Genomic DNA, 19,017 nt, shown 5'->3' with positions numbered 1-19,017 from the left:
TCATTATCGTCCTGATGTGGATCAGGTTGCGGGCCGGACCGGGAACCGGCGGCGGCGCGAAGCGCTTTTGCCCATAATTGTCCGCGAAGGTGATGATGAAGCTCGACTTTTACCCTGGCGCCGGCGGCGCGCTGTTGTCACGTCCGAAGCTGGAAAAGTGCAGTGTCTGGAGCGAGACCGACCGGCTGACCGACGTGCTGCTGTGCCGGCCGGTCTTTCTTGAGCCGGTGCCGTGCTGTTCGGTCACGCAACAGTCGTTGCGCGATGGCTTTACCACCTCGGTACCGGCGGCGCTCGCCCAGCATCGGGCGCTCCAGGCAGCGCTCGAGCGTCATCGGGTCCGCTGCCATTTTCTCGATCCGAGCGAGTCGATGCCCGACATGTGCTTCACGCGTGATGCCCTGCTCACCACGCCGTGGGGACTGCTCGCGCTCAAACCCGCCGCGCTGCACCGCCAGGCCGAGGCCGACCATGCCCTAAAGGCGCTGCGATCGATCGGCGCGCCGCTGGCGGCGCGCGTTCGCCGCGGCACGGCCGAAGGCGGCGATATCGCGATCGTCCGGCGCGGACTGGTCGTGATCGGCTGCTCGGGCGAGCGTACCGATGAGGCGGGCGCCGAAAGCGTTGCCGAAATCTTCATGGGGCAGGGCTGGGACGTCATCGTCTATCGGTTCGATCCGCATTTCCTCCACCTCGATACCCAGTTCGCGATGGTCGGCGAGGGGCTGGCGCTTGCCTGCGTCGATGTGCTGTCCGATGAATTTCTCGCCCAGCTCGAGGCTCGGGGGATCGAAACGATCCCGGTCAGCTACAAGGAGGCCCGGGCACTAGGGTGCAATGTGCTGTCGCTCGGCGAGCGCCGCGTGCTGGCGTGCGCCGACAATGGCCGGGTTACCGACATGTTGCGCGGGCGGGGTTATACGGTCGAAACGATCGACCTCGACCAGTTCACTCGCTGCGGCGGGGGCGTCCACTGCCTGACGATGCCGCTGGCGCGCGCGTCCAAATGAGGGCGTCGTCCGCTCGGCCGGCGGGCGGATCGACATCAGCGAGAGGTGACAAACAGCGGCCAGCGGTAGATTCCCAAGAGGCTGAAGATCGTGCTTCGGTCCGCGAGACCGCATGCTAAACCCAGCGTTGCGCCTCGGAATCGGTCATGGAGCCTTATCGGTCTTTCCATGGGGCGGCGCCTTCTCGATACCGCCGGAATAAGCGCGATCGAGATGATAGCCGGCAAGGCAATAATGCGCTTTGGCGGCCAGCGGATGTATCGCCTCCTGGGCGAGCCGCAGCTCCGCTTCGGCCCGTTGCAGATGATAGCCGGCTTCCTGGTCCATCGTTCGACCATTCTAAACGATCGAGGCCAGCGGGCATTAAACTGGATCTATTTCCTTCACCGCGTTCTGCTGCCTTCAAGCAGCAGGGCAGGGCATGACACTGGCCGAGCATTCGTTGAACATGAACAGTCGTTTCGAGCCGCTCGTTCAGGCCTCGATGATGCCCGGGTTGCCGATCATGCCGGCAGCAGCCTTTCGAGCAAGGCGGTGACGGCCGCCAGCGGATCCGGGCCGGGGTCGCCGCGCAGCAGCAGGCGCTGGCCCTTGGCCTCGAGGCCGTCGACCCAGGCGGCAAAGTCCGGGCGAGGGGTGAGCGCGATCGCCGCCGGCCCGGCATCGATCCGCGCGATTCGGGCCGCCTGCGCAAGCCTCCGGATGCGGGCGATCGCGATCAGGCGTTGTGCGGGAAGCGGCAACGAGCCGAAGCGATCCTCCAATTCCTCGGCGAAGCGGTCGACCGCGTCGTCGTCGCCCAGGCGGGAAAGCCGCAGATACAGGTTAAGCCGGATTTCCTCCTCGGCGATCCAGTCGCCGGGCAAGCCGGCGCCACCGCCGAGGTGCAGTTCGGGCGTCCACCGCTCGACCGTTTCACCGCGTGACGTCGCCAGCGCTGCCTGGAGGAGATGCTGATATAGGTCGACGCCGATCATTCGGACATGGCCGGCCTGCTCTTCGCCGACAAGGTCGCCGGCGCCGCGCAGGTCGAGATCCTGAGCGCTGATCGCGAAGCCCGCACCGAGGTGGTCAAGCGCCTCAAGTGTCTTGAGCCGCTTGATGGTCGCGGGGGCGAGTTCCTGTCCCGCCTCGGTCATCAGCAGGATCGTACCGCGTCGCGCGCCGCGGCCGACACGGCCGCGCAGCTGATGGAGCTGGGCGAGGCCGAAGCGGTCCGCGTGCAGGACCACCATCAGATTGGCACGCGGCACATCGAGGCCCGCTTCGATGATGTTGGTTGCAAGCAGGATGTCACCATCGCCTTGGGCGAAGGCGACCATCGCCTGATCGGCGTCGGCGGCGTTCATCCCGCCATGGGCCTGGTGCACGAGGAGATCGGGCACGAGCCGGACGAGCTGCCCGGCCAGCGGTTCGATATCGTCGATCCGCGGCACGACCACGAAACTTTGGCCACCGCGTGCCCGCTCGCGTAGCAATGCCGCGCGCAGCTTCTCGGCATCGAAGGCTCCGGTCGAAGTGCGGATCGCCTGCCGCCGCGCGGGTGGGGTCGCGATCACCGAAAGATCCTGTAACCCGACAAGCGCGCTCTGCAGCGTGCGTGGGATCGGGGTCGCCGTCAGCGTCAGGACATGGCCGTCCGCGGCGCGAGCGCGCAGTTTCGCCTTGTCGGCTGCGCCGAAGCGCTGCTCCTCGTCGATGATGACGAGGGCGAGATCGGCGAAGGTCACGCTCTTGGCCGCCAGCGCCTGGGTGCCGATGACGATTGCGATCGATCCATCGGCGAGCCCGGCCTTGACGGCCTTGGTCTCGGCAGCGGTCGAGAGGCGCGACAGTCCAGCGATGGTGATGCCGAGGCCGGCGAACCGCCGGGTAAAGCTCTCGAGATGCTGGCGCACGAGTACGGTGGTCGGGGCAATCAGCGCGACCTGGCGCCCGGCCAGCGCCGCGGTCGCCGCCGCTCGCAACGCGACCTCGGTCTTGCCATAGCCGACATCGCCGATGACAAGCCGGTCCATCGGCCGGCCGCTCGCGAGATCGTCGCGGACCGCTTCGATCGCGCGCAGCTGGTCCCGGGTGGCGGTGAACGGAAAGCGGCCCACGAAGCGCTCGAACCGCGCCGGCGGTGCGACGATTGGAGCGGTCGTGCGCGCGGCGCGTTCGGCGGCATGGACGGTCATCGCCTTGGCTGTCACCGCGATAGCCTCCTCGATCGCGCCGCGACGCCTGCTCCAGCTGGTGCCGTCGAGCCGATCGAGGCTCACTGCGTCGGCGCCCGCGCCGTAGCGCCACAGGCGGTCCGCCTCGGTGACCGGCACGAGTCGCTGCGCACCCTTGGCATATTCGATGCGGATCGCGTCGCTGCTGTCATCGCCGACCGCGATGGCTTCGAGACCGCGCAGCAGGCCAATACCATGGTCTTCGTGGATGACGATGTCGCCGACATGGACTTCGGCGACGCCGCCAAGCGGACCGGTGGCGCCGCCGGCGCTGGCCCCGCTACCGGCACGGCTGCCAAGTACGTCGGCCGCCGCGATGACAGCGAGACCGGGCGTCCGCCAGCCCGCGTCGATCGGAAGAACCAGGCGAATGATGCGATCGGCTGGCGCTGCCAAGGCCTCCGGCCAGGAGGACGCCTCAGCGGTCTCGACCGCCCCGCCGCGTTGCATGCGGCGGGCAAGGAACCGCAGGTCTCGCGCGCTACCCGCCAGAATCACTCGGTCGCCATCGGCGCGGTAGCGTTCTATCGCGCGCAACGCGGCGCGGTCTGGCCGGCGTTGCTCGACGAAGCGCTCGACGGGCCGTTCATCGCCGCGGCCGATGTCGACCCGTGGCGCGCCTTCGATCAGCGCATCCCATCGGTCGGCGGCGACCAGCGCCGCGGCGCCGCGCGGCAGGGCGCTCGCACCAATATCGTCCGCGACAGCTCGCAGTTGAGCGATCCGCCTGTCCGTGCCGGCGTCGAAGGCGAGCGCGGCGCCCGGCAGGTGCGCCAGCGGGCTGGACCAGTCGGCATCAGGCGCGGGCCAAGCCGCCGGCGCCACCACTATCCCGTCCAGCAGATCGGTCGAGCGCTGGCTGATCGGATCGAACGCGCGGATCGCCACGAGTTTGCCCTCCTCGACATCGAGCCGCACCGGCACCGGCGCAGTGGTCGGGTAGAGTTCGAGCGAGCCGCGCAGTGCCATCTCTCCCGGCTCATCGATCCGGTCGTCCAGATAATAGCCGAGCGAGTGGAGCGCGTGACCAAGGCCGTCCAAGCCGACAGCGGCTCCGGGGGCGAACTGCAGCAGCTCTTGGCTCGTGAACGCCGCGGGAGGCGTCGGGGCGACGGCGGCGTCGGCAGCGAGGACCAGCGCGCGGGGCTTGCCTTGGGCCGCGGCAAGCCGGCGCAGCGCGAGATGCCGCGCCCCGATATTGGCGGGGGACGAGATCATCGCCTCGCCCGGCAGGGCATCCGGAGATGGAAGGTGGACGACGCACGCATCGGGCATGGCAACGACCAGTGCTTCCGCAATCGCCTCGGCGCGCGGCTCGTCCAGCGTCACGCAGATCAGATCGCCGACAGCCAGCGCCGTCACAAGCCGCGCCACCGTCGGACCGACCAACGCGGGTTTGTCATCCGCCGCCGCGAGTTCGTCCGGGCTGACGATCTCGATGGTGTCCGGCTTTGCCACCTGCATAACTGCTTCCCCGTTCGGCGCTGTCCACGGCCTGATGGCAGCCATCAGCGCATCGTAAGCCGTCAACGCGGCAGGAGGCCTTCGGGTGGCCCAAATTCGTCCTGATCTGGATCAGTCGCCGGGCCGACCTTTACGCACGGGTGCGAAAGCGGCGAGAGTCGGTCTTGGCCGAACAGGTAAACAGATCCTGCCGCTACGCGATCGAGGCGTGAGGATATTCTTGCAGGCCGGGACGGATATGTCAGGCCAGCTTGAAACCTTCCTTGTTGGCGAGAGCGGTGATCCGGGCATTTTGGGGCCCGTCGAGCGCGGCATGGAGCGGCGGGAAGATCGCGTCCTCCTCTTCGCGGATATGCGCCTCGAGATCGACGCGGAAGGCCGCGATCCTATTGAGGAAGGCAGGCGAGCTCTTGTCGAGCGCGTCGAGTTCGTAGAGATATTGCTTCACATAGCCATGATCGTGATTGAGCTTGTCGGCATCGGCCTTGTCGCCCCAGTTGCGCAAGGCCGGATAAACGACGTTCTCCTCGGTGAAGGCGTGTTTGCCAAGGGCATGCTTGAGCTGGGTGAGCAACAGCGCGCGCTTCGCAGGCTCAGCGTCGGTCGTCTTCTCAATCTGGTCGAAAATGCTCAGAGCGAAAGCGTGCTCGGTCTTCAACGCTTCGAACCAGTCGCCCGCCATGACGCTAGGGGCCTGGACGACGGCCTTGCGACCGAGATTGACCGCGAGGCCCGTCACGAGGCCCGCGGCGGCCGCACCGACCAATGCAGCGGTGCGACCGGTCGCGGCGGTCTTGGTCGCGCGGAGCGCCTTGCCTGCACTCTTGACGGCCGCAGCCGGCGCGGCCGCAACTCGCTGCCGCGCGGATAGGGACGAACGACGCGTGGCCGAAACGACAGTCTTGGCGCGGTCGGCGACGGTCTTCGCGGCGGGCGCCACGGTGCTGGTGACCGGTTTGGTGATCGCAGCGGCGCGTCGTCCCACGGAAGTCGTCCCTGCCTTCGCGGGGTCGGCCACCGCGGCGACGACTGGTGCCACGGCGGCAGCCTTGCTGGGCGAGGCTGTTCTGGTCGCCCGCGCCCTCGTCGACGGTCCGGCCTTTGCCGGCGTCCGGGATGCCCCCGTCGAAGCCCCCCGACGCTTGCCTGATCCCGCCTTGGCAGCACGCTTCGGTGCGGTCTTGGTGGACCGGGCGGCGCGCGCCTGCGCCGCTGCGTCGAGTTTCTCGCGGTCATTGCCCACCTCGGCGATCAGATCGCGCGCCGCTGCCTGGCTCAGGCCGTGCTTCTTCGCGAAATAGGCGACTTCATAGCCTTCGTCGGCGGCGACCTGGCTGCGGTCGGCAGCACCCTGTTGCTTGGTATCATCGGCCATGAAGTGCTCCTTTGCTCCTCGCAGAACCCAATAGCGACAGCCGAGTTCCGAGGTTGACGGCGCGGTAGGATGCTTTCGACATAACCTGCATCAGGGTCGTTACCGACGGCCGGCTCATGCCCCTTTTGCTGGCTTTCGCCGCCCGCGACACTTCCGGCGCCGGGCCGGAACCATGGGAACGCGACGCCAGCGATCATGGTTGTCCGCGCGTAGTTTTGCGAGGAGAGGATGATGGTCCAAGCCAACCAAGGGGCGTGCCAACCCGGCGATCCGGCGATGTCGACGAAACGCTCGAGCGCGATACGGCGGTGAACGGAAGACCGGATAGTGGCGTCGATGACGCCAGCAATCGCGGAAAGTCCTTATCGCAGCCTGCGGAAGGGGGCAATGACGCGCCGCCGCCCGGCGAGGGCTCGCCGGAAAGCCGAAGGAGAAACCGAGATGAACTCAAGGGCGATGAGCTTGGGGCTCGGCATCTTTTCGATCGTGCTGGGCGCGGCTGAATTGCTGGCGCCGCGGCGGATCGCGCAGGGACTCGAGGCCTGAGGCCATGTGGGCGTCGCGGAGGCGTCGGCGTGCGCGAGATCGCCGGCGCGGGCAGGCGTAAGCGACCTGCCCTCGGCAACGCACGCGGCATGACCGATCCGCCGCTCAAGAAAATCTGCAGGCCAGCGGGCGATGCAATCGCCGGACCGGCGGCGGTGGAGAAGTCGTGCCCAACCGGGCAGCCCCACCGCGAACATGCGATGTACCCTCAGGCCAACGCCAGCACGCCGATCTCGTCGGTCGGCCTCATCCGCGGGGCGGTGGGACATGGTCGATCTCCTCGCGGTCACAGCCCTTTGCGGCCGAGCAAGTCCCTGTCCCGGCGCGAAACCGATGCGGAGCGGGAGCATTGTAAGCGCTCGCGGGCCCAACGATAGCCGCCGAGCGTTGCCCGACCATTTCGACCGTAGCCAAGGAGGGGTAGATGTTCACCGATCGCTTCCTGCGCCATCGCCGGGGCGCTGTCTTGACCGCCGAGGAGCGCTCCGTGCTCGAGGCAGGGGTCGCCCATGTCAGCTCCGTTCCTGCGCGCGAGACGATCATCTGCGCGGGCGAGGCTCTATCGCAGAGTACGCTGCTGGTGGAGGGGTATATGTGCCGTTATCTGGACGACCGGCGTGGCTTGCGCCAGTTGGTCGGTTTCCATGTGCCGGGCGACTTCGTCGACCTGCACGCTTATCCCTTGCAAAGCCTCGACCATGACGTTGCGACCCTGACAGAGGCGACGATCGCCACGGTACCCCACGCCGCTTTCGACGCTATCATCGAGGATCATCCGGGGATGGCACGTAAGCTCTGGTATTCGACCCTGCTCGATGCCGCGATCTATCGGGCCTGGCTTTTCCGGCTTGGTCGTCTGGATGCGGGCGGCCGGATCGCGCATTTCCTCTGCGAGACGAACGCCCGCCTGCAGGCCGTGGGACTGAGCGATGGCCGCCGGTTCACGCTTGGGATCACGCAGACCGACCTAGCCGAAATCTGTGGACTGACCGCCGTCCACGTCAATCGGGTAATGCGTTCGCTGCGAGAGGAAGGCGTGGTAAGTTTCCGCTCCTCGGTCGTCGAGATACATGACATGGCTCGTCTCCTGCGCCACGGGGAATTCAATCCCAATTACCTGTATCTCGACATGGATGCTCCGCCAGCCTCGTCCTATTGAGGCAGCCATGACTCGCACGGCGTAAGATGGATACCCGCGCGGACGGCGTGGCGCGGGAAAGTTCGAGAAATTCATCCAGTCCCACGAAAAGGTGCTTGCATGCACTCGATGACCGGAGAGTAGGATTATATCGTGGCGCGTTGTGGTCGACGACGCCCGGGAGTATGAAAAATTCCCGATGAACGAATTGCTCGGTCAGGACAGGGTGGCCACCTCCGCGTCACATTTCTCATTGAAATGAGCCAAATATACGACCGCTGTTCCCGTCCAGCGCTGGGATGTCGGCTTCTGCCCAGTCGGAGCGGCCGGGTTGACGGGCAGGCTAAGTCGGTCATTGATTGATCGTCCATTAAGGGTGCCGAAGAATGCCAAAATTGCCAGCCGATAAGCTCAATACGCCCAAGGGAGAGATGCGTCGTGTCCAGATCAGGGAAATGGCCGCGCGTATCTTCGCGCAAAAAGGCTATCACGGAGCGTCCGTACTCGACATCGTTCGAGAGATGGAAATAAACAAGCCAACATTATATCATTATTATCGATCAAAAGAAGAAATACTGTTCGACATACTCACATTCATGGATGAAGAAATTAAAACGATAATGGAAGATATAATAAATGGTGATCTTCCGCTATTCGACAGATTTAGAGGGCAGATCGCGGCGCATGTGACGTGGTGCCTCTCTCATCCAAACGTGGCCAAGGTCGCATTTCGGGACTGGGCCGAGCTCAGCGACAGTCGACTGCAAACGCAGATCGCGCGGCGCCGCAAATATAAGAGCTATCTCAGGAATACGGTCGAGGAGTGTCGCGCTGCCGGGCTGATTCCCGAGAACACCAATGCGACGCTTTTGCTCAACTTCATCAATGGAGCAATATCAGCATCCAACATCTGGTATGATCCGAACGGCGAAGCCATCCCCGAGCAGATCGGCATCGTATTCGGAGCAATGGCGGAATCGTTGCTCAAGGATTTGCACCATCGTGTGCAGACGGGTTCCATCATTCCGTCCTATTATGTCGATGTGATGCAAAAAGTCGCCAAGCAACGCAGCGGCAAGGCCGGTAGCACCAGGAGAGCGGCTGGAAAGAAGGTCTGATCCGTCTCCTGCGGGCTTCAGGCGAGGCTGGACGGGCAGAACCATCGGCTCGCGCTACCTCATTGCAGGACGAGTATCTGTCCTGTCTCAGTCGTTCCTCGACCCCATTCTTCACCTCAGCGACCGAAGAGGCGTGGCGGGAACTTCCAAAGGATGTTGCATCTTCCCATCTCGCCAGCCGTTCCTCCGCCGAGAACTCGTTCTGGAAGAAGACACCTTCGATCTGCTCCCAGCGGACCTGAGCTACCCATCTGCCGCCGGCTTCGAAAAGCTTGCCCGCCACGTTGCTGCTCATGGGTGAGCAGGACGATGGCCGCGTCACATATTCGGGCTTCAGTACCTCCGATATATTTCGGGGAGGACGGAGGGGGTAAGGCGTGAACTGGCAACCGGGGGGACCGCATTCACCAGAATGTTCTTCGAAGCGCCTTCGAGCGCCAGCGTTTGCGCCAGGCCGACAAGGCCATCGATCGCATCGGATCGGTCGCTCTAGACGGCCACTTTTGCGGCCACGCCTTCGACAGTCTCGACGCGTTCGCTGTAGTGGCGGGCGAGCACGGCGCACACGATCAGCTGAAGCTGATGAAACAGCATCAGCGGTAGGATGATCATCCCGAGGCCCGGGCCGGAAAAGAGCACGATCGCCATCGGTAAGCCGCTGGCCAGCGATTTCTTGGTTCCGCAGAACTGGAGAACGATCGCATCCTCGGTGGACAGTCCCATCACTCGTCGCCCGACGAAGGCGGTGATCGTCAGGGCGAGAGTTAGCAACAGGACTGACAGGCCGATCAGCAGGGCAAGATCGGTAAGAGCCAGTTTCTTCCAGATGCCGTCGACCATTCCGCGCGAAAAAGCGACGTAGATGATCAGCAGGATGGACCCCCGGTCGGCGTAGCCCAGGATCTTTTTGCTCCGCTGCACCCAGTCGCCGATCCATGGGCGCAGCAGTTGTCCGGCGATGAATGGCACGAGAAGCTGCAATATGATGTCGCGGAACACGTCGAACGAAAGCACCATCTCCTGTGTATGCAAGAGCCAGCTTGCGAGCAGCGGGCTTAAGAATACGCCCAGGATGTTGGAGGCCGACGCGGCGCCCAACGCGGCAGGGATATTGCCGCGGGCGATCGAGGTGAAGGCGATGGACGATTGCACCGTGGAGGGCAGGACACACAGGTAAAGGATACCAGTCACCAGCGCCGGCGGCAGGCTGCTCCGTGCGAACGGCTCGATGGCGAGCCCCATCAACGGGAACAGAAGGAAGGTGCTGAGCAGGATCGCGATATGCAGCTTCCAGTGCATCATGCCGTCGAGCGCCGTCCTAGGAGAAAGGCGCGCGCCGTAAAGGAAGAACAGGAACACGATGCCGGCATCGGCTACCGCGCCGGCGATCATCGCGCCCTCGCCATGGGCAGGCAGTATCGCCGCGATCGCGACGACCAGTAGCATCATCCCAATATAGGGATCCAAAACGAGCCTGCCCCAACGACCTATCACAATCCGCTCCTGCCCCCCGTGCGTCACATTATCCCTGTCTGATAAATTGCGCCCATTGTGAATACCGTTTACGGAGATTATAGTTATCGAATTTTAGGATAACGATATGTTCGATCCCGTCTGGCTGACGAGCTTCATCGCCGTGGCGGAAACCTCGAGCTTTACCGCTGCCGCGGCGCGGCTGGGCCTTCGTCAATCCACGGTCAGCGAGCATATTCGCAAGCTCGAGGCGGTCTGCGCGCACCGCCTGTTCATCCGTGACACCCACTCGGTCATGATCACCCGCGACGGTGAGGCGATGATGGGATTTGCCACGTCGATTCTGGAAACGAGCGCCAGGGCGATGCGTCACTTCGCCGGGGACGATGTCCATGGGAAAATCCGGCTCGGCGTATCGGAAGATGTTGTGCTGAGCGGCCTTCCTCATGTCCTGCGCCGCTTCACCGGCGAATATCCGCGCGTCGAGCTCGAACTTACGGTCGGCCTCAGCCAGACGCTGCGGCAAAGTCTCGATGCAGGCGATCTCGATATTGTTTTCCTGAAGCGCAGAGTCGGCGACTGTTATGGCCATCTCGTGTGGCGCGAGCCGCTGATATGGATCGCAAGTCCTGAATTCCGCCTAGACGCCGGACGACCGGTGCCGCTGATCGTTCTGACGCAACCCGCCTTTACGCGGCAGGAAGCGCTGGAGGCGCTTGAGCGCCATGGAAGACGCTGGCGCTTCGCATGCTCGAGCGACAGCCAGAGTGGCGTGCATGCCGCGGCGCTGGCTGGGCTTGGCGTCGCCCCTCATGCGAAATCGCTAAAGCCGGCAGGGCTGGTCGAGATCACGGATGCCTATCTTCCGCCATTAGCCGATACCGAGTTCGTCGTGATAGCCGGGCGTGCCGCTAACAAGGGCGCGACGGCGGCGCTCAGCGACACGTTGCGGGCAAGCAGCATGCTCCTGCGACGCAGACTGAGCTGAAGGCGCGCCGCCCGTTCAGCTGGTGACGCTCATGCCGCTCCCTTGATGCAGGATGTTCTTCCACCCATCCTGCCGCCGAACATAAATTCGGCAATGCCTGCCCTGCCTGACGTGGGACATGCCATCGCCGTCCACGGATTCATTTTCGAAGCGGCCGGTCACGATAGCCGCTTCCCCGGCAAATCGAACGACATTCTCCAACGCGTCGTATCGAACGAAGCGGGCGGCGCCGCTCGACAGGGCTTCCAGGAATTCCGATTTATCCCGGAGGCGGCCGTTCATTTCGACATGCGTGTAGTCGGTGTCGGTTATGTCGTTGAGAACGCGGATGTCGGCGTCAACGATCGCCTGGGACCGGGCTGCTTCCAAACGGAGTATGGCATCTAGATCGTCGCTCATGGTGCTCTCCGTTCGCATGGTGCAGGAGTGTCTGCGCGCCGCAACATCATCGTTGGTCGATCGGCGCCAGGCCGGCGGGGCATCTCCCGCAGGTACGTATCTCTCAAGCCAAACTCAAGGCTGCTTTCTCCAGCCTGTCCATAGCGCTGACGATCTCGCTCTCGGTGAGGCAGGCATAGCCGAAGAACAGCATCTTCTTGCCCAGGCCGGCATTGGACAAATCGATCGCTGGACTGTCGTCGATCGAATAGACGCCGACACCGCGATGAAGGCATTGATATTGGATCGTGCGCGCATCCGGCCTATCATCGGAAAGGTGCCAGGCGAGATGCATGCCCGCTGCCTCGCCGCTGATCTCCACATCGCCGAAGCGCAGCCGCAACTGTTCGAGAAGCGCATTCCTGCGCTGGAGATAGGTATGCCGTATCTTCCGCAGATGTCGCTCAAAACCACCCGAACCGATGAACTCAGCGAGAACGGCCTGTTCAAGCCAGGGATTGCCATTGTTCAGCAGGGCCTTTGCTTCCCGCGCGGCGCCAACAAGTTCTTCCGGCACCACGAGATATCCGATCCGCAGTCCTGCTCCGAGTGATTTGGAGAAGGTGCCGACGTAGATGACCGACCCGCTCCGATCGAGGCCGGCGAGGGCCGTGAGTGGCGAGCCGTCATAGCGGAAGTCCCCGTCATAATCGTCCTCGACGATATAGGTGCCGTTGCTGTCGGCCCAATCGAGCAGGCGGAGCCGACGGTTCAACGACATGGTGACTCCGACCGGAAATTGATGTGAGGGCGTCACGCAGACGAGCCCGCGCTCCTTTCCCAGGAGCGCATCGACGCAAAGCCCTTCCTCATCCACCGGAATCGGGACGACCGTGGCGCCGTAGCTCTCGAAAACATACGGAACGCCCTTGTAGCATGGGTTTTCGGAATAAACCGTAGACCCCGGTGGTGAGAGGATCTTGGCGACTATATTGAGACCTTCCTCGCTTCCGGCGACGATCAGGATCTGGTCTGGATGTGCGTTGATGCCGCGGGCAACTTTGAGGTGCTCGCCGATCGCAACGCGCAATTCTTCAAGGCCCGACGGATTTCCATATTCGGTGAGACGCCTGGCGCTGCCACCCATCTTTTCGACAAGGAGCTTGGTCCAGAGCCGCTTGGGAAAGCAGTCGTTGGCAGGCCGCCCTATGCGAAAATCGAGTTCGAGCCTTTCGCGCAGGCGCTGATACAGCAGGGGGCTTCTGTTTCGCATGGGCAGGATGCGGGCAGAGGGCAGGGGCGCGCGCGTTTCGGGGTGGCTGCGTGCATTGATGATCCTTAGCGATTTTTCGGGAATATGAGGGCTGACAAATATCCCAGCACGTTCCCGGACCTCAAGATAGCCTTCCGAAACAAGGCGGTCGTACGCAAAGATGACGGTGTTTCTCGAGACCGCGAGCTGACTGCTGAGATCGCGGGACGATGGCAACCGCCTGCCGGGCTCCAGCTGCCGCTGGAGGATCAGTTCCCGGATTTTGATCATCAGCTGATGCTGGAGCGATAGGCTCGAAGCTCTGTCGACTTCGATCGGAAGCTGCAAGATTTGGATCTCCATTTTGCCGGAATGGCGAAAGGCTATCGTCAGACTGGAGCCTGGGGCAATCCGATTTCACGCAGGGTCGTGGATCCAACAAAAATGATGCAGCTGGCCCTGTCCGGTGCCGGCGTAATGACGAACTCTGCGATCCAGAGATATCTTCCTGGCTCATTTCTGAAAGCGAGAAAAGCATATGGCCGGTCAGCCCCTGCCCAAGTCCCTGGATCGGAACCCGCGCACGATGGAAGAGGCGCAGGTACTCGTCAAATATGTCGAGTCATTGTTCGATCCATGGGATGTCGATGCGCTCGTGGATGGCTTCACCGATGATTGCATCGTTCGGTTCGCCGATATTCCGCAGTTCACCGGCAAGAAGATCCTGCACGATCTCTTCACGGCACGAAGCCGGCGGCAGAAAGACTATAGGCTGGTCAAAACACTCCGCGCGTTCATGAACAATATGATCGCCATCAAGGGTGAAGGACAGTGGTTCGACCTCGTCACCGGCCAGCAAATGGCGGGATGGGGATGCGAGATCTGGCAGCTTCGCGATGGAAAGATCGCCGTATGGGAAGGCGCCTTTGTCGGTGGTCCGGCAGGGGAAAACCGGACTTCGTTATATACGGCGTCCTGACCGCGTCGGATCTGCCGATCCGGCCCCGCCCATCATCACCAAGCCGAATAAGAGCGACGTCGCACCGGAGAGGGCAATCCACGATATAGGGGGAAATCATGGTTTATCTGAGCATGCAGCGGGTTCGTTTTTCCAGCCCTGATGGCTATGAGAAATTCAAGGTTCTGTTCGCGGACGTAGGCAACCATCTTACCAAAATTCCCGGATTTCTTCACCTGACCTGGTGGACGCACCCCAACGATCCGAGCTGGCACAATGAAGTTAGCTTCTGGAGTTCGTTCGAGACGCTCAAGGCATGGCACCTGAACCCGTATCACAAGCATAGCAAGGAATGGGCGGTTCGCTCGGGCGCCATCATGGAAGATATCATCACCAACTTCGAACTGAAGAACACGCGGCTTATCCGCGTGTGCCCGACCTGTGGCACGGCATCGGACAAGTCCTATGAACTCCGCCAGGAACAAGCTGTGCTCAAACAGCCCTGTGGCGTTTGCGGGTTCAACTTCCCGGTCATGCCAGACACCGAAAACAGCTTCGCATTGTTCAGGGACGAAATTCTCGCGACGGGCTGAGCGCATGGAGGGATGCAAATGTGCGCTCCAGGCGGCACGGCGAGGCGTAAGGGAGTAGCATGATGTCCCCTCAACCAGAGGCGATCATTGCCCGTCATGTCGCGACGTGCCGTTACGAGCAGCTATCCGAGGACGCGATCGCCGTAGCCAAGCGCAGCATCGTGGATGGACTTGCCGTGATGGTGGCGGGGCGCGGTGTAGAAGGGATGGGGGCTCTGGGTACGCTCGTCGAGCGTTGGGGCGGCACTCCCGAAGCGCGCGTCTACACTACGGGTCGCCGCGTGCCGGCCCCGGCCGCCGCCTGGGTGAACGGCGCGCATAGCCGCGCCGTCGAACTCGACGACTGCACGGACTATGTTCCTATCCATCCGACGGCCGCCGCATTTCCGGCGCTGCTCGCCTTTGCCGATCTCCTTCCGATGTCGGGAAAGGACTTCGTCCGTGCCATCGTCGTCGCGCAGGATCTGAATGTTCGGTTCGGTCTGGCGATTGCCAGGAATCCCATGCAGTCGGGACGCAACGACATATATCGCGTGCTGGCGGCGACGGCGGGCGCGGCGGTCGCGCTGGAACTGGACGAAGAAGCGACATGGAACGCGCTGGGCCTCTCGATGGTCTACGGTGCGGGCGATCTGCAGGGCGTGCTCGAGGGGAAAACGGCGGCGGCGGTGCAATATGGCAACTGTGCCGCCGCCGCGGTGCAGAGCGGCTTGCTGGCACAACTCGGCGCAACGGGCGCCAAGGCGTTCCTGCTTGGCCGAGGCGGATATCTGACTGCGTTCGAGCCCGAGCACGACCTCGATAAGTTGGTCGGCGGATTGGGCGAGCGTTTTTACGGCACCCACATTTCCGTAAAGCCCTATGCCGCCTGCCGGGCCGTTCATGCGATGATCGACATGGCCCGGTCTGTCCGGGACACCCATGGTGCGATGTCGGCGGACCAGATCGACCGTATCGATATAACCGTATCGCCAGAGGTCTTTAACGTAGTGGGTCATCCGCGCGACGCGAAGCTCCGGCCGCGAACCAGCGGCGATGCGCAGTTCTCAGCCTATTTCGTGGCAGCCTGTGCCTTGCTGCACGGCAGGATGGGATTGGCGGACAGTTCTCCGTCGCGTCTCGGCGATCCGCGCGTTGCGGCGCTGGCCGCCAAGGTCCACGTCCACCCTAGCGAAGCTCATCGCACCGACCGGATCATCGGACGTACCGATTTCACCGTCCATACCGCCGCAGGCGACAGAATTGTCGAAAGCAGTGATTGCCCATTGGGAGCGCCGGAGAACCCTGTCTCCGCCGAGATGTTGCGCGCGAAGCTGGTCGACTGCTTTGATCATGGCGGGTTCGAACCCGAGTCTGAGGACGTGGATCGACTCATGGATCACGTCGACAATATCGAAGCCGTTCCCATCGTCCGGACCATTTTCGAGCCCTTTGCCTAGGAACGATGGGCATCCGCATCAGCATTTTTTAATTGACTGAACGGTCGGGTTTTATTAAACCATTTTCGAGCCGCTCGGACAGTAGGGCGCCGCGAGGTTCACTTTTCGATAATCCATAGGGCGAGCGTCAAAATGGGACGAACTGCGTCAAGAGCATGTCTCTCTGATATCGGGTCATCGCTACCGGATGAGGATGACTTATCATGCGTAGAAGCGTGTCATGCTTGAGCTGGCCGTTGATCGCCGCAGTTTGCTCATGACCAGCGCTGCTGCCGGCGCACCCAAAATATGGCTCAACTTCGATCAGGCCGCGCTTGATGCGGCCTACGACCAAACGGTTTACGCGCCCAATTACGCGCAAGTCATAGAGCGCATGATTTCGAACAGCGCCTCCACTGTCGAGCGCATCGGTTACCCGCAGACGATCGGTTACGGACCCTCGACGATCGAGAAGCTGCATTATTATCCGGCGCGGACGGCCGGTGCCCCCCTCCACATCCATGTTCATGGCGGCGCATGGCGGCAGCGTAAGGCGGAGGGCATGTTCTTCATGGCCGAGACCTTCATCAATGCCGGCATCGGCTTTGCCATTCTGGATTTCACGTCCGTCGAAGAGACGGGCGGGGATCTGACGCCCATGCTGGATCAGGTGTGCGGAGGACTGGCTTGGTTGGCCAGGAACGCGCGCACCCTCGGCGGTGACCCTGAGCGGCTCTATCTTTCAGGCTTTTCATCCGGCGCGCATCTGGCGAGCGCCGCAATGGTGGCCGACTGGTCGCAATTCGGCTTTGCGAGAATGCCGTACAGGGGCGCGGTGCTGGCGAGCGGAATGTACGATTTGCGGCCCGTTCGGCTTTCCGCACGCTCCCGATATGTCGCGTTCACCGACGAGATCGAGGAGCGCATGAGCGTCCAGCGCCACGTCGAACGATATGATGTGCCGACCATCATTGCCTATGGCACCTACGAAACGCCGGAATTCCAGCGTCAGGCAGTCGATTTCGCCAAGATTCTCCAAGAAAAATGTGCGGATGGGAAGCTGCTCATCTGCAAGGGGTACAATCACTATGAAATGCTGGAGATGTTTGGAAATCCCTACAGCCCGATAGGCCAGGCCCTGATTTCTCAGAATATTTGAATTCGCTTAATCAATTGAAGGATTTCTTAATGCCGCGTGTCCCTGTCAATCTGGAAGGTCTGGCTCCGCCGCCCGCGCCTCTGTCGTCCGGTATAGTTGCCGATAACATTCTCTATGTTTCCGGGATCCTGCCGTTCGACAAGAATTGGAAGACTGTTGGGGCGGGCGATATCCGTATCCAGACACGACAGGTGATCGAGAACATCAAGGAGGTGGTCGAGACCGCCGGCGGCACACTCGACGACGTCGTCTTCAATTCGATCTTCCTGCGCGACCTGGATGACTATCGGGCGATGAACGAAGTCTACGCCGAGTATTTTCCGGTCAATCCGCCGGCCCGCTACTGCATTCAGGCCAGTCTCGCACCGCCCGATTGCCTGCTGGAAATTTGTTCAACCGCACATTTGCCACGGTAAGTCGGGCGAAAGCCCGCAGCGCGCGTCGGTCATCCGCCGACGGATTTCCTCAGAAGGGCCTGAATAATGAATCAATTGGCACATTTTGTTTCCGGGCGATCGATGGAGTCCGTCGGAACGGCTGCTCCGATAATCAACCCGGCGACAGGATGCCGGCTCGGCCTCGTGCCCGCCGCACCGGATGAAGAGGTCGATATCGTCGTCGCCGCGGCAAAGGCTGCGCTTCCCGCATGGTCAGGGCTGGCCGTGCAGCAACGCATCAATCTGATGTTCGACCTTCGGCGGGCGCTGGAGGTCAACAAGGAAGAAATTATTGATTTCGTCCTGACCGAAACCGGGAAGACGCTGACGGACGCAACCATGGAGGTCAACCGGGCGGTCGAGATCATCGGGCATGCGACGGCGACCACGGTGCTGTCCGCGACGCCTTATACGCGCGGTATCGCCACCGGGATCAACACGTATGAAGTGCGCTATCCGGTGGGCGTCGTCGCGGCGATCAGCCCGTTCAACTTCCCGGTCATGATACCGCTTCTGCAAACGATGATGGCGATCGCCTGCGGCAACACGGTCGTCGCCAAGCCGAGCGATCGGAATCCCTCCGCGCTGCTCCGGCTGGCCGAATATTTCAGCAAGGCCGGCCTGCCGGACGGGGTGTTCAATGTGCTGCTCGGCGGGGCGGCAGCCGTGGACCGGATCATCGAGCATCCCGACGTGGCGGCGATAACCTTCGTCGGATCGACGCCGATCGCGCGCCACATCCGTACCAAGGGCGTGGCGCATAACAAACGCGTGCAGGCCTTTGGCGGCGGCAAGAACCACCTTGTTGTCATGCCGGACGCGGATGTCGATTCCACCGCCGATGCGGCGGTATCCGCGGCGTTCGGTGCGGCGGGCCAGCGCTGCATGGCGGTCTCCGTGATCGTCGCGGTCGGAGCCATCGCCGATCCTCTGGTGGACGCGATCAGCAAACGCGCCGCCGCTCTGCCGATCGGCAATATCACGGACCCTTCAGCCGTGCTTGGTCCGGTGATCAGCGAGGAAAGCGTGCAGCGCATCGCTGGCCATGTCGAGCAAGCAAAGAAGGAAGGTGCCACCGTTGCTCTGGACGGCCGTCAGCACGGCGCCGGCGACGATGGCTGGTATCTCGGCCCGACCGTGCTCGACAATGTCCGTCCCGGCATGGCTGCGCATAGTGACGAGATATTCGGGCCGGTCCTCTCAGTCGTGCGCGTGAACAGCTACGAGGAAGCTGTCGCGGTGATAAGCGCCAGCGACTTCGGAAACGGGGCGTCCATCTTCACACGCGATGTGGGCCTCGCAAGCCGTTTCACCGACGACGCGCCGGCCGGTCAAATCGGTATCAACGTGCCGATACCATCCCCGGTTTACTTCCATGGCTTCGCTGGATGGAAGGACAGCGCCTTCACCGAGACGAAGATGCATGGTCGCGACACCATCGACTTTTTGACGCGAACAAAAACCGTCACGGCCAGGGCGCTTTAACTGTCG

General features: G+C 62.6%; 16 protein-coding genes. 10 read left to right on the top strand and 6 right to left on the bottom strand.

The window, feature by feature from the left end:
• Positions 1 to 92: 92 nt before the first annotated feature.
• The gene (locus ASE22_RS01770) at positions 93 to 1,010 is read left to right on the top strand and encodes a dimethylarginine dimethylaminohydrolase family protein (protein WP_200935102.1); all 918 of its coding nucleotides are present in this window, start codon (positions 93 to 95) and stop codon (positions 1,008 to 1,010) included.
• Positions 1,011 to 1,154: 144 nt separating this feature from the next.
• Here ASE22_RS01770 and ASE22_RS01765 read toward each other — a convergent pair whose 3' ends face one another.
• The 3 genes from ASE22_RS01765 to ASE22_RS27435 all read right to left on the bottom strand — a co-directional run bounded on the left by ASE22_RS01765 (position 1,155) and on the right by ASE22_RS27435 (position 6,068).
• A complete protein-coding gene (locus ASE22_RS01765; protein ID WP_056354118.1) occupies positions 1,155 to 1,337 on the bottom strand; it encodes a hypothetical protein in 183 nt (60 codons plus the stop codon).
• 176 nt (positions 1,338 to 1,513) lie between these two features.
• Entirely contained in the window at positions 1,514 to 4,693 is a 3,180-nt protein-coding gene (locus tag ASE22_RS01760) for a helicase-related protein (protein ID WP_082545773.1), read from the bottom strand.
• A 241-nt stretch (positions 4,694 to 4,934) separates the two neighbouring features.
• Positions 4,935 to 6,068, bottom strand: coding sequence for a hemerythrin domain-containing protein (locus ASE22_RS27435; protein WP_235536173.1), 1,134 nt, complete (start codon positions 6,066 to 6,068; stop codon positions 4,935 to 4,937).
• A gap of 970 nt (positions 6,069 to 7,038) precedes the next feature.
• On the opposite strand from ASE22_RS27435, the gene ASE22_RS01750 reads away from it, so the two are divergent.
• Positions 7,039 to 7,773 carry a Crp/Fnr family transcriptional regulator gene (locus ASE22_RS01750; RefSeq protein ID WP_056354115.1) on the top strand — a complete coding sequence of 245 codons (735 nt, stop codon included), beginning with the start codon at positions 7,039 to 7,041 and terminating at the stop codon, positions 7,771 to 7,773.
• A gap of 374 nt (positions 7,774 to 8,147) precedes the next feature.
• Positions 8,148 to 8,870 (top strand): TetR/AcrR family transcriptional regulator, encoded by a 723-nt coding sequence (locus tag ASE22_RS25975; RefSeq protein ID WP_162248284.1) that lies wholly within the window; start codon positions 8,148 to 8,150, stop codon positions 8,868 to 8,870.
• A 489-nt stretch (positions 8,871 to 9,359) separates the two neighbouring features.
• Here ASE22_RS25975 and ASE22_RS01740 read toward each other — a convergent pair whose 3' ends face one another.
• The gene (locus tag ASE22_RS01740; RefSeq protein WP_056356199.1) at positions 9,360 to 10,319 is read right to left on the bottom strand and encodes a bile acid:sodium symporter family protein; all 960 of its coding nucleotides are present in this window, start codon (positions 10,317 to 10,319) and stop codon (positions 9,360 to 9,362) included.
• A 151-nt stretch (positions 10,320 to 10,470) separates the two neighbouring features.
• On the opposite strand from ASE22_RS01740, the gene ASE22_RS01735 reads away from it, so the two are divergent.
• Positions 10,471 to 11,331, top strand: coding sequence for a LysR substrate-binding domain-containing protein (locus ASE22_RS01735; RefSeq protein WP_056354109.1), 861 nt, complete (start codon positions 10,471 to 10,473; stop codon positions 11,329 to 11,331).
• A 15-nt stretch (positions 11,332 to 11,346) separates the two neighbouring features.
• On the opposite strand, the gene ASE22_RS01730 is transcribed toward ASE22_RS01735, so the two are convergent.
• Together ASE22_RS01730 and pdxR are read right to left on the bottom strand one after the other, a co-directional pair.
• On the bottom strand, positions 11,347 to 11,730 hold the full coding sequence (locus ASE22_RS01730; RefSeq protein ID WP_162248283.1) for a nuclear transport factor 2 family protein: 384 nt from the start codon (positions 11,728 to 11,730) through the stop codon (positions 11,347 to 11,349).
• Between the two features lie 103 nt (positions 11,731 to 11,833).
• Positions 11,834 to 13,309, bottom strand: a complete 1,476-nt coding sequence (gene pdxR / locus ASE22_RS01725) for a MocR-like pyridoxine biosynthesis transcription factor PdxR (protein ID WP_162254003.1) — start codon at positions 13,307 to 13,309, stop codon at positions 11,834 to 11,836.
• 190 nt (positions 13,310 to 13,499) lie between these two features.
• Between pdxR and ASE22_RS01720 the strand changes: the two genes are divergently transcribed.
• The 6 genes from ASE22_RS01720 (at position 13,500) to mmsA (ending at position 19,011) form a co-directional block, all read left to right on the top strand.
• Positions 13,500 to 13,940, top strand: coding sequence for a nuclear transport factor 2 family protein (locus ASE22_RS01720; protein WP_056354100.1), 441 nt, complete (start codon positions 13,500 to 13,502; stop codon positions 13,938 to 13,940).
• A 98-nt stretch (positions 13,941 to 14,038) separates the two neighbouring features.
• Positions 14,039 to 14,512: an antibiotic biosynthesis monooxygenase family protein gene (locus tag ASE22_RS01715; protein ID WP_235536176.1), complete on the top strand. Its 474-nt coding sequence runs from the start codon at positions 14,039 to 14,041 to the stop codon at positions 14,510 to 14,512.
• 59 nt (positions 14,513 to 14,571) lie between these two features.
• The gene (locus ASE22_RS01710; RefSeq protein WP_082545771.1) at positions 14,572 to 15,951 is read left to right on the top strand and encodes an MmgE/PrpD family protein; all 1,380 of its coding nucleotides are present in this window, start codon (positions 14,572 to 14,574) and stop codon (positions 15,949 to 15,951) included.
• A 220-nt stretch (positions 15,952 to 16,171) separates the two neighbouring features.
• A complete protein-coding gene (locus ASE22_RS01705; protein WP_056354090.1) occupies positions 16,172 to 17,089 on the top strand; it encodes an alpha/beta hydrolase in 918 nt (305 codons plus the stop codon).
• 29 nt (positions 17,090 to 17,118) lie between these two features.
• Positions 17,119 to 17,505 (top strand): Rid family hydrolase, encoded by a 387-nt coding sequence (locus ASE22_RS01700; RefSeq protein ID WP_056354087.1) that lies wholly within the window; start codon positions 17,119 to 17,121, stop codon positions 17,503 to 17,505.
• A gap of 66 nt (positions 17,506 to 17,571) precedes the next feature.
• A complete protein-coding gene (gene mmsA, locus ASE22_RS01695; RefSeq protein WP_056354084.1) occupies positions 17,572 to 19,011 on the top strand; it encodes a CoA-acylating methylmalonate-semialdehyde dehydrogenase in 1,440 nt (479 codons plus the stop codon).
• Positions 19,012 to 19,017 lie beyond the last annotated feature (6 nt).

It is taken from the genome of Sphingomonas sp. Root720, from assembly GCF_001428605.1.
Lineage (GTDB): Bacteria > Pseudomonadota > Alphaproteobacteria > Sphingomonadales > Sphingomonadaceae > Rhizorhabdus.
Note: the sequence above shows the minus strand (reverse complement) of the source record. Positions and strands in the feature narration are given on the sequence as shown.